Here is a 10,303-nt window from a genome sequence, read left to right as displayed (position 1 = left end):
GCGGTCTGAGCCCGTCCGGTCAGCGCGTGTCTCCGGGGATGATCAGGCCGCTCTCGTACGCGGCGATCACCGCCTGGGCCCGGTCGCGCAGTCCCAGCTTGGTCAGCACGTTGCTGACGTGCGTCTTCACCGTGTGCTCGCTGACCACCATGGCCTGCGCGATCTCGGCGTTGGACAGGCCGCGGGCGATCATCAGCAGCGTCTCCTGCTCGCGCGCCGTGAGCACGGCCAGCCGGTCGGACGGCGGCGCGGCGGGCCGGGCGGGCGCTCTGGAGGTGAACTCGGCGATCAGCTTCGTGGTCACCGACGGCGCGAGCAGCGACTCGCCGGCCGCCACCACCCGCACGGCGTGGACGAGGTCGTCGCGGCGGACGTCCTTGAGCAGGAACCCGCTGGCCCCCGCGCGCAGCGCGTCGTAGACGTAGTCGTCCACATCGAACGTGGTCAGCATGAGGACGCGGCAGGCGCTCTCGGCGCACACGATCCTGGCCGCCTCGATGCCGTCCATGACGGGCATGCGGATGTCGAGCAGGAGCAGGTCGGGACGATGCTCGCGGACGGCTGCGACGGCCTGCGCGCCGTCGCCCGCCTCGGCGACGACCTCGAAGTCCGGCTGGGCGTCGAGGATCATGCTGAATCCGGCGCGTACGAGCTCCTGGTCGTCGGCGACCACGATGCGCACGGTCACGCCGCCACCGCCCGGCCGGTCACGGGGAGCCGTACGAGGACCCGGAAGCCCGGCCCGTCGGTGCGCCGGCCGACGACGGCGGTGCCGCCGCAGGCCGCGGCCCGCTCGCGGATGCCGATCAGGCCGTTGCCGCCCGGGGGCAGCGAGGACGCGGAGCCGTCGCCGTCGTCGGTGATGTCGATCATGAGGGTGTCGTCCTGCCAGGCGAGTCTGATGTCGGCGCGGGTCGCGCCCGCGTGTTTGACGATGTTGGTGAGGGCTTCCTGGGCGATCCGGTACGCGGCGACCTCCGCGTCGGGAGGCAGCGGCCCCGGCTCGCCGGAGGTGGAGTATGTCACGTGGAGCCCGGCGGCCCTGACCTGGTCGGCCAGGTCAGGGACCGCGGCGATCGTCGGCTGCGGCGCTCGTGGGCCCTCCTCCTCCTTGAGTACGTTGAGGAGGCGCCGGAGCTGGACCATGGCGTCGCGGCCCGCCGCGGCGATCGCGTCGAAGGCGGCCTCCGCCCTGGCCGGGTCCTTCCTGACCACCACCGGTCCCGCCTCGGCCTGCACCACCATGAGGCTGACCGCGTGGGCCAGGATGTCGTGCATGTCGCGGGCGATCCTGGCCCGCTCGCGCTCGGCGGCCCGCTCGGCCTCGGCCTGGCGTTCGCGGGCCAGCTGGGCGGCCCGCTCCTCCAGCGCGGCGGCGTGGGCGCGGGAGACGGCGGCGGCCCGGCCGATGGCGTACGCGGCGACGAAGAGCACGACGCCGCGCATCGCGGTCTCGGACGAGCCGACCAGGAGCAGGCCGCCGCCGACCGCGACGACGATCATGATCAGTCTCGGCCATCTGGCCGAGTAGACGGCCACGGTGTAGACCCCTATCAGCCCGCCGTACCAGATGGGCTGGGCGGCCACCTCGTCCACGAGGTCGTAGCACGCGGTCGCGCAGAGGCTGACCAGCAGGACGGCCACGGGCGCGCGCCGCCGCCAGACCAGCGGCACCGTGGCGGCGACCACCACGACGTACCCCCACCAGTGCCAGGGCCCGCCGCTGGGGTTGTCGCGGGTCAGGAGCGGCCACAACTGCACGACCAGCACCAGGCTCGCGAGCGCGGCGTCCTGCCAGATCGGCGGCAGCGAGCTCGACCACCGCCGGACCGGGGCCAGGAACCTTAGATCGGACACAAGGCCCAATCCTGCCTTCCCCGTCACGCGAGGGCGGCGGCGGGCCTGGGCGCGGCGGCCGCCGTACGGGCAAGCGGGATGAAGGAGACGAGCAGGCAGAGGGAGCCGAGCGGGATGAGGTCCTTGTCGATGAACGGCAGGACGAGGTCGGCCAGCACCAGGACGGGCGTCCACGCCTTGACCCGGCGCATGGCCGCGAGCTGCCCGACAAGGGCCAGCTGGCCGAGGTAGAAGAGGATCGGCCCGCCGCCGTAAACCGCGAACGGCACCCCGGGAACGCTCTTGACCTGCTCGAACAGGACGCTCATGCCCGCGTGGTCGGCGGCCAGGAACCCGACCGCGATGTCGATGCCGAACTGCGCGAGCAGCGCAACGACGCCGGCGGTCCCGGCCACCGCGCTCACGGTGGACAAGGCGTTTCCGCCCGCCATCCGCCGCATCTGCCAGAAGATGTGGACGAACAGGACGAGCGCCGCCATGAACGCGAGATGCCCGCTGGTCCAGGCGAGGCCGGGCCCGCGGCTGCCGTCGAGGCCGTCGAGGATGCGGATCACGCCGTAGCCGAACACGAGGACGGGCGCGGCGATGAATGCGAAGCGAGAGTTCATGGCGGAAATCCTCCGGCTCGCCAGGGGTGGCGGACATCGCCGGTAGGGGCGATTCCGGCACTCACTCCTGAGAGTGAGTACGAATCGGTCTTATGACCTAGAATCCGACGAATGTCCCCCGCCCCCGCCCGGCTGGCCTGGCTGGACGCCCTGCGGGGGCCGGCCGCGCTGGCCGTCACCATGCACCACGCCGGCTGGACCTTCATCCCGGCCGTCTGGGCGGAAGTGGACCGCCGGATCGACCTCGGCACGTGGGGCGTCTTCGTGTTCTTCCTGGTCAGCGGGTACATCATCCCCGCCTCCCTGGAACGGCGCGGCGACCTGCGCGCCTTCTGGACCGGCCGGGCCTTCCGCCTCCTCCCGCTGCTGCTCGCCGCCTGCGGCCTGGCGCTCGTCCTCGCTCTCGCGGGCGTGTTCCCCCTCGAGCCGACGCTCGGCGAGCGACCCCTGCCCGTGGTCGCGCTCGGCAACGTGACGATGTTGCAGGAGCTGGTCAACCTGCCCGCCGTCGTCAACGTGACGTGGACGCTCTCGTACGAGATGGCGTTCTACCTGATGAGCGTCGCGCTGTTCGCGACGCGGCAGGCACACAGGTCGGCGGGGATCGCCATAGCGCTGGCGCTGCCGGCCGTGCCCCTGGGCCTGCTGATGCCGGGGGCGACGATCGGCGGCCGGGCCGACCTGGCCGCCGTGCTGTTCTGCCTCGCGGTCGTCGCGGCCATCGCGGTGACCGTGCTGGGGCACGGCAGGACGCGTACGATCGCCGCGACCGCAGGCGGTCTCCTCGGGCTCGCGCTGGTGGTCCTGGGCAGCCGGGCCGGCACCTGGCAGGGTGTGATCATCCTGGCCACGATGTTCGCGGGAACGGCGGTGTACCGGGCCGAGCAGGGAACGATCTCCTGGCGCACGGCCGCGGTCGCGGTGGCGGTGGTGCTGGGGTGCGGGATCCCCGCCAAGGACGATCCCGCCTGGGCGACGGCGATCGTGCTGGCGTACGGCGCCTTCGCGCTGGCGTTCGCGCTGCGCCGGCGGGCTTTCCCGGGCTGGCTGACGCGGCTCGGCGTGATCAGCTTCTCCCTCTACCTGCTGCACCCGATCCTGCTGCACGTGATCCCGCACCTGGCGCTGTACTTCCTGGCCCTGATCCCGCTCAGCCTCCTCACCTACCACCTGATCGAGGCCCCGGCCCAGCGCCTCGGCAAGCGCCTGATCCTCCGCGCCACCGAGCGCCGATGACGCCGCCTCACCTGCGGATCTTCGGCACCGCCTGATCGCGGCGGGCCGCCTCCAGCTTGACCCGCTTCCGCAGCTCCTTCCCCTGCCGCATGAACGACCGGGCGCGCTCCCGGTTGCTGCCGGACAGGCTCCAGTCGTTGAGCGCCCGCTCCACCTCGACCTCCAGCCGGTCGCCCGCCCCGCTCCCCCATCCCACCAGCACGACGTGCTCGTGCCCCTCGGTCTCCGAATACGTGTGGAACGTCAGGCACACCGGCCCCGCCGCGGCCGTCACCCCGGCGGGCAGCCGCAGGTCGAAGCCGTGTTCGGTGCGGACGGCCGACCGGGCGCGCACCGGCAGCGGATGCCCGTCGGCCACCATCGACACGACCGGGGCGCCGAGGCGCAGCGCCCGATCGGCGTAGGGCCGCCAGTCCGCCGGCGGGATCGATCGGCTCGGCAGCCGCGGCCCCGACGGCGCCAGATCGGACCTGGGGAACGTCGTCTCGCCCGGGCAGGTCCAGGTGCGGGGCGCGCGGGAAAGGTCGCCCTCCGGCCACCAGGTGACGCACTCAGGGGTCACCTCGACGTAGATGCGGGCGAAGTACCACGTGAGCCGCTTGATCAGAAACCAGGGCAGGCCGGCGAACGCGGCCGGCTGCTTGGCCATCGACTCGCGTACGTACCGGTCGGTGTTGCCCTGCAGGTCGGCGTCGCGCACGGCGGCCCGGCCCTGGACGAGTACCACGGGCGGCCGGTCGAGGCCGCTGTCCGTGGGGTCGGAGTACAGCAGCGCCACGCGCGGGTCCCGGCGGGCGCGCTCGGCCTTGTCGGGGTAGGACAGGCCGGTCGTGACGTCGAGCGTCCCGTCGCTGCCGGCGTAGGGCGTGACCGGCCAGGTGACCGGGCGGCCGTCGCGGGTGAGCGAGGCGTACTCGCACACGAGCGAGCGTTCCAGCACCTGCCGGACCTCCGCGGGCACGGCGACGAGCGTCGGTGAACGTCCTTCTGTGATCATCGGGTTTCTCCCTTTCAGCCTCCGGGAGACAGCGTGCGGCACGCCCCTTCTCAACGGCTTGGGAAGCGCTTGGCGGGCTCTTGGGCCCCAGTACAGGCGCGCCCTGTTGGTGTGGCTATGAGATGCAATGGGTACGTTGTCAACTACTTTCAGTGATTGACCCGCTACGTACTGCCGTCATAGGCGCGGCCTCCGAAAGAGGGCGGATCCAGATGAGAGTCGTCGTTGATCTCACCCGCTGCGAAGGGTACGGGCAGTGCGCCTTCCTCGCGCCGAACGTCTTCACGATGCACCACTCCGAAGCCCTGATGTACGCGCTCCATCCGGACGACGCCGAGCGTGAGCGGGTCCTGCGGGCCGCGGCGGCCTGCCCGGTCCAGGCCCTGGTGGTCGACCAGATGTACTCGCTGGGCAGGCCGGCGAAGGCCGTCCCGGCCACGGCAGGAGACGGGAAGAGACGCGCGCGGGTCGATCGCATCGTCATCGTCGGCGCCTCGCTGGCGGGCCTGCGGGCGGCGGCGACGCTCCGCAGGGAGGGGTACACCGGATCGCTGACCCTGATCAGCGCGGAGCCGCACGAGCCGTATGACCGGCCGCCGCTGTCCAAGCAGGTCCTGACCGGGCAGGTGGCCGCCGAAGACACCGCGCTGCCCCGGCGTATCGAGGTCGAGGCCGAATGGCTGCTGGGACAGAGAGCGACCAGGCTCGACCTGGCCGCCCAGCAGGTGCTCCTCGCAGACGGCCGGAAGGTTGACTTCGACCGCCTGCTGATCGCGACGGGGGCGCGGGCCCGGCCCTGGCCGAACGAGGCGGAGGCGGCCCTGGACGGGGTGTTCGTCCTGCGTACCAATGACGACGCGGCCCGGCTGCGGCGGCGGCTGGCCGAGCGCCCCGGGCGGGTGCTGATCATCGGCGCCGGCTTCACCGGATCGGAGGTCGCGTCCGTCTGCCGTGAGCTGGGCCTGGACGTCACCGTCGCCGAGCGCGGCCCGGCGCCGCTGGCGAGCGCGCTGGGCAGGACGATCGGCGCGATCGCGGCGGACCTGCAGCGGGATCACGGCGTGGACCTGCGCTGCGGCGTCACCGTCACGGCACTCGAGGGAGACGGGGACGGGCGTCTGCGCCGGGCACGGCTGTCCGACGGAACCACGCTCGATGTCGAGGTGGCGGTGGCCGCGCTGGGCGCGGAGCGCAATGTCGAATGGCTGGAGGACTCCGGGCTGGCCGCCGGAGTGTGGGGCGTCGCATGTGACGCGGGCTGCCGCGCCTTCGACATCAACGGCCTGGTCACCGAGAACATCTTCGTCGCCGGCGACGTGGCGCGCTTCCCGCACCCGGTGTACGAGTACCAGTTCCTGGCGCTCGAGCACTGGGGCAACGCGGTCACCCAGGCCCAGGTCGCGGCGCACAACATGATCAGCGCGGAGAGCGCCCGCTGGCCGCACCTGTCCCTGCCGGTCTTCTGGTCCGCCCAGTTCGGCGTCAACATCAAGTCCGTCGGGGTGCCCACGTTCGCGGACGAGGTCGTCATCGCCCAGGGCTCGGTCGCCGAGCGCCGGTTCGTCGCCGTCTACGGTCACCGGGGCCGCATCACGGCCGCGGTCGCCTTCGACCAGGCGATGTGGCTCGACTTCTACCAGGCGCAGATCGAGCAGGCCGCCCCGTTCCCGCCCGGCCCCGGCATGGTCGGCAGGCCCTCCCACACGCAGGTGATGCTGGCGGACGTGCCGGAGCGGATGTCCCCCGCCCACGGCGCGACCGTGGTGGTGACCGGCCACAACCCAGACGAGCGTCGCGTGACCTTGGTACGGCGACGCTGACGACACCGCAGACCGTCCGGAAGGGGCCATCGTCATGACGGAAGCAAACATTTACGAACAGATCCTCGACTACTCCAACCGCGCCGATCCGTACCCGCTGTACGCGGAACTCCGCAAGACGCCGGTGGCGCGGCAGGAGGACGGCACGTACGTGGTCAGCGGCTACCGGGAGATCGTGGCGCTGCTGCACGACCCGCGCGTCAGCTCGGACCCGCGCAACATTCCGGAGATCGCCGCCGCCGACGCCGCGGCCGAGGAGACTCCGGAGCTCCCGGCCTCCTTCATCAGGCACGATCCGCCGGACCACGACCGGCTCCGCGCCATGGTGATGCGGCACTTCGGGCCGCCCCGCTCCCCCGGCCGGGTGGACGGCATGACACCCCGGATCATGGAGATCATCACCGGCCTGATCGACAACTTCGCCGGGAAGTCCCGGGTCGACATCGTCGATGACTTCGCCTATCCGATGCCGGTCACGGTGATCTGCGAGCTGCTCGGGGTTCCCCGCGAAGACGAGCCCCTCTTCCATCGATGGTCTCAGGCCATCATCGAGACCGCCGATCCGACGACCGGCTCCATCGTCGAGCGGGACCGCCGGAGCACCCAGATCAGGGCCGAACTGGCCGAGTACCTGAACGGGCTGGTGGACGTCCACCGGCAGCAGCCGGGCGACGACCTGATCTCCGCCCTCGTCACCGACCCGGGCATCGACATGTCGCGGGGCGACCTCCTGACGACCGCCGTGACGCTGCTCGTCGCCGGCCACGAGACCACCGTCAACCTCATCACCAACGGCGTGCTCACCCTCCTCCGCCACCCCGACGTGCTGGAACGGCTGCGCCACGAACCCGACCTGATCATCGGCACGGTCGAGGAGTTGCTGCGCTACGAACCACCTGTACAGCTGATCAGCCTCCGGCGGTCCGCCCTCGCCGACATCGACATCGCCGGCACGACCATCCCCAAAGGCTCGGTCATCAGCCTGGCGCTCGCCGCCGGCAACCGCGACGCCGCCCGTTTCCGCGACCCCGACCGCTTCGACCCCGACCGGGAGGACAACCAGCACCTCGGGTTCGGCAGCGGCATCCACTACTGCTTCGGCGCTCCACTCGCCCGCCTGGAGACTCAGCTCGCGCTGCGCGAAATCGCCCGCCGGCTCGTCAACCCTCGCCTCGTCAGCGACCCGCCCCCGTACCGGCCCAACCCGGGCCTGCGCGGGCCGCGCCATCTCGCCGTCGAGTTCGACGACATCATCCCGGCATAACGGCATCCTGCCGGGTCGACGGCCTGTTCCCCCCGCAATGGAAGCCATCCATGCGGCCTGCCTCAGTCATCTGACAGGAGGTAAGTAGATTTTTTACTTATGTCTGTCATTTTACACTTTTAGGCATCTAAACTTCGTGGATGCGTTATGTCCCTTTTGCCCTGATTGTCGCTGCGTCGATCGCATGCACCGCGACGCCCGCAGCGGCCATCACAAACGGCTCCGCCGACGGTGACACGCACCCCGAAGTAGGGGCTCTCGTCGACGGGAAGCAGTATGAGGACGGCACGTGGACTTACTGCACCGGCACGCTCATCTCGCCGACCGTCTTCCTGACCGCCGCCCACTGCGGGGAAGGCAAGACGAAGACAGCCCGGGTCACCTTCGCCGGCCAGTACAAGCCGGGGTCCACGGTCTACACCGGCCGCTACATACCGGACCCGCGGTACAACGGGAAGTCCAGCAACCACGACATGGCCGTCGTGGTATTCAAGACGCCCATCCCGGGCATCAAGCCGGCCCAGCTGCCGACCGCAGGGCTACTCGACCAGCTCAAGGCCGACAAATCCCTGGAGTCCGCACGCTTCACTCCAGTCGGATACGGCTCACTGGACCCGGTGAAGAAGGGACACCACCAGCAGTTCAAGTACACCGACACGCGCCGCCAGTCCTCCATTTCCTTCAAGGATCTGTCGCGCAGGTGGCTCGACCTGTCCTTGTCCTCCTGGAGCGACGGCAGCACCTGCTTCGGCGACTCGGGCGGCCCGAACTTCCTGGGAGGGCCCGAATCGCACCTCCTCGTGGCCACCACCATCAGCGGGGCCGACAACGCCTGCAAGAAGACCAACTACGACTACCGCCTGGACAGCGCCACGGCCCGGCACTTCCTCGGCAAGTACGTCACCCTTCCCTGACCCGCGCGCGCCCGGTGCTCACCCCGTCTGCATAGGTGAGCCAGGCGATTCCGCACTGTCCGGGCTCGCGCCGACGGCGGGGCGCTGCGCCGCGACAGGGTCGGTCCTGGGTTGCGGCGCCTGATCGATGAGCGTCTGGATCGCCGTCCTGCGCCTCTCGATGCCCGCCCCGTCGATGCTGATCCGCCGCCTGCTCCGGCTCTTCTCATCGGCCACGGTCGGGAGCGTACTGATCCGGAAACCAAGGGCGGGTCACGAGCCGGCCCGCTTTCCCCCCGGCACGCCGGGCTTACTCGATGACCAGGTTGACCGGGATGTTGCCCCGGGTGGCGTTGGAGTACGGGCACACCTGGTGGGTGGCCTCGACGAGCTCGCGGGCCGCCTCCGGCGAGATGCTGTCGGGCAGCTCCACCCGCAGCGTGGCGTCGAGCTGGAATCCGCCCTTGCCGTTGGGCGAGAGGCCGATCTCGGCCGTGACCGCCGCGTCCGAGACGTCGAGACTCTTGCTCGAGGCCACCAGCCGCATCGCCGAGGCGAAGCAGGCGGCGTAACCGGCGGCGAAGAGCTGCTCGGGGTTGGTGCCCTCACCGTCGCCGCCGAGCTCCTTCTGCATGGCCAGCTTGACGTCCAGCCTGCCGTCCGAGGAGACCGCGCGGCTGTCACGCCCGGCTGAGGTCGCGATGGCGGTGTAGATGCTCATGTCCGTTGCCCCTTTGCTATAGACAGACCTGTCTGTCTGCCGACAAGCATCAGCGTAGACAGGTCTGTCTGGTACCGTCAACTCGTGAGCGCAGAAACGCTGGAAGGCCGTCGCCCGACCCCGGCGCGCACCCGGGTCCTCGAGACCGCCACGCGCCTGTTCTACGCGGAGGGCGTCCACACGGTCGGGATCGACCGGATCATCGCCGAGGCGGACGTCGCCAAGGCGACCTTCTACCACCACTTCCCGAGCAAGGACGACCTCGTGCGCGCCTACGTGGCCGAGCAGAGCTCGCTACAGCGCGCCCTGGTCGCCACGATGCCCGCCGGCTCGCCGCGCGAGAGGCTCCAGGCCATCTTCGCCTACATGTGCGATTTCGGCGCCGGCCCCGGCTATCGCGGTTGTCCTTTCGTCAACACGGCGGCCGAATATCCCGATCCGGCCCATCCCGTACGGCAGGCCATCGCCGAGCACCGGCGCTGGAACCGCGACCTGTACCGCGACCTGCTGGCCGCCGACGGCCACCCCGACGCGGAGCGGACCGCCGACATCCTCCTGCTGCTGCGGGACGGGCTCGTGGTCGGCTTCGACCTCGACGATCCGGACACGGTCCGCGCCGCCATCCACGAAGCCCTCACCAGGGTGCTCGGATGAGCCGTACCCAGTCGAAAGTGCTCAGTCGAAGGTCTCGTGCACGGTCTCCGGGACGTCGTCGTCCAGCTCGATACGCACCCGATCGATCGTGCCCGTGAAAGGGAAGCCGCGCGGGTAGTCCCAGCTCACCGGCGACAGCGCGTCGCGGCCCAGCACCAGGCCCTGCCAGCCGATCATGTACCGGGCGGTCGTGAGCGGCACCTTCCCGCCGGCGGGGCGGCCGTCGACGGCCAGCGCGGCGACGCCCTGGCCG

At 70.8% G+C, this 10,303-nt stretch carries 12 protein-coding genes; 5 read left to right on the top strand and 7 right to left on the bottom strand.

Translation table 11 applies throughout. The annotated features are described in order from the left end of the window. Positions 1 to 19 precede the first annotated feature (19 nt). From AB0J09_RS42870 to AB0J09_RS42860, 3 genes are read right to left on the bottom strand one after another with little or no spacing between them, the layout of a single operon-like run. A complete protein-coding gene (locus AB0J09_RS42870) occupies positions 20 to 688 on the bottom strand; it encodes a response regulator transcription factor (RefSeq protein WP_360704434.1) in 669 nt (222 codons plus the stop codon). Next, positions 685 to 1,857, bottom strand: a complete 1,173-nt coding sequence (locus AB0J09_RS42865) for a histidine kinase (protein WP_360704431.1) — start codon at positions 1,855 to 1,857, stop codon at positions 685 to 687. The genes AB0J09_RS42870 and AB0J09_RS42865 overlap by 4 nt, the downstream gene beginning before the upstream one ends. A 23-nt stretch (positions 1,858 to 1,880) precedes the next feature. Continuing rightward, positions 1,881 to 2,465, bottom strand: a complete 585-nt coding sequence (locus tag AB0J09_RS42860) for a hypothetical protein (protein ID WP_360704428.1) — start codon at positions 2,463 to 2,465, stop codon at positions 1,881 to 1,883. 111 nt (positions 2,466 to 2,576) lie between these two features. Between AB0J09_RS42860 and AB0J09_RS42855 the strand changes: the two genes are divergently transcribed. After that, positions 2,577 to 3,701, top strand: a complete 1,125-nt coding sequence (locus AB0J09_RS42855; RefSeq protein WP_360704425.1) for an acyltransferase family protein — start codon at positions 2,577 to 2,579, stop codon at positions 3,699 to 3,701. 7 nt (positions 3,702 to 3,708) lie between these two features. Here the strand turns inward: AB0J09_RS42855 and AB0J09_RS42850 are convergent, their stop codons facing one another. Then, the gene (locus AB0J09_RS42850; protein WP_360704422.1) at positions 3,709 to 4,698 is read right to left on the bottom strand and encodes a pyridoxamine 5'-phosphate oxidase family protein; all 990 of its coding nucleotides are present in this window, start codon (positions 4,696 to 4,698) and stop codon (positions 3,709 to 3,711) included. A 212-nt stretch (positions 4,699 to 4,910) separates the two neighbouring features. Here AB0J09_RS42850 and AB0J09_RS42845 point away from each other — a divergent pair, with 212 nt between their 5' ends. The 3 genes from AB0J09_RS42845 (at position 4,911) to AB0J09_RS42835 (ending at position 8,696) form a co-directional block, all read left to right on the top strand. Then, complete coding sequence (locus tag AB0J09_RS42845) at positions 4,911 to 6,518, top strand: FAD-dependent oxidoreductase (protein WP_360704419.1); 1,608 nt, start codon at positions 4,911 to 4,913, stop codon at positions 6,516 to 6,518. Positions 6,519 to 6,552: 34 nt separating this feature from the next. Then, positions 6,553 to 7,782 carry a cytochrome P450 gene (locus tag AB0J09_RS42840; protein WP_360704416.1) on the top strand — a complete coding sequence of 410 codons (1,230 nt, stop codon included), beginning with the start codon at positions 6,553 to 6,555 and terminating at the stop codon, positions 7,780 to 7,782. 140 nt (positions 7,783 to 7,922) lie between these two features. Then, the gene (locus AB0J09_RS42835; RefSeq protein ID WP_360704413.1) at positions 7,923 to 8,696 is read left to right on the top strand and encodes a trypsin-like serine protease; all 774 of its coding nucleotides are present in this window, start codon (positions 7,923 to 7,925) and stop codon (positions 8,694 to 8,696) included. A gap of 18 nt (positions 8,697 to 8,714) precedes the next feature. Here AB0J09_RS42835 and AB0J09_RS42830 read toward each other — a convergent pair whose 3' ends face one another. Both AB0J09_RS42830 and AB0J09_RS42825 read right to left on the bottom strand, forming a co-directional pair. Further along, entirely contained in the window at positions 8,715 to 8,912 is a 198-nt protein-coding gene (locus AB0J09_RS42830) for a hypothetical protein (RefSeq protein ID WP_360704410.1), read from the bottom strand. 73 nt (positions 8,913 to 8,985) lie between these two features. After that, on the bottom strand, positions 8,986 to 9,396 hold the full coding sequence (locus tag AB0J09_RS42825) for an organic hydroperoxide resistance protein (RefSeq protein ID WP_360704407.1): 411 nt from the start codon (positions 9,394 to 9,396) through the stop codon (positions 8,986 to 8,988). Positions 9,397 to 9,480: 84 nt separating this feature from the next. On the opposite strand from AB0J09_RS42825, the gene AB0J09_RS42820 reads away from it, so the two are divergent. Continuing rightward, positions 9,481 to 10,050 (top strand): TetR/AcrR family transcriptional regulator, encoded by a 570-nt coding sequence (locus tag AB0J09_RS42820; protein WP_360704404.1) that lies wholly within the window; start codon positions 9,481 to 9,483, stop codon positions 10,048 to 10,050. A gap of 21 nt (positions 10,051 to 10,071) precedes the next feature. Here AB0J09_RS42820 and AB0J09_RS42815 read toward each other — a convergent pair. Beyond that, positions 10,072 to 10,303: hypothetical protein (locus AB0J09_RS42815; protein ID WP_360704401.1), on the bottom strand; the 232-nt coding region annotated here is incomplete at its 5' end.

Origin of the sequence: Nonomuraea sp. NPDC049784 (genome assembly GCF_040659615.1) — a bacterium.
Lineage (GTDB): Bacteria > Actinomycetota > Actinomycetes > Streptosporangiales > Streptosporangiaceae > Nonomuraea.
This window is presented reverse-complemented; position numbering and strand designations above follow the sequence as displayed.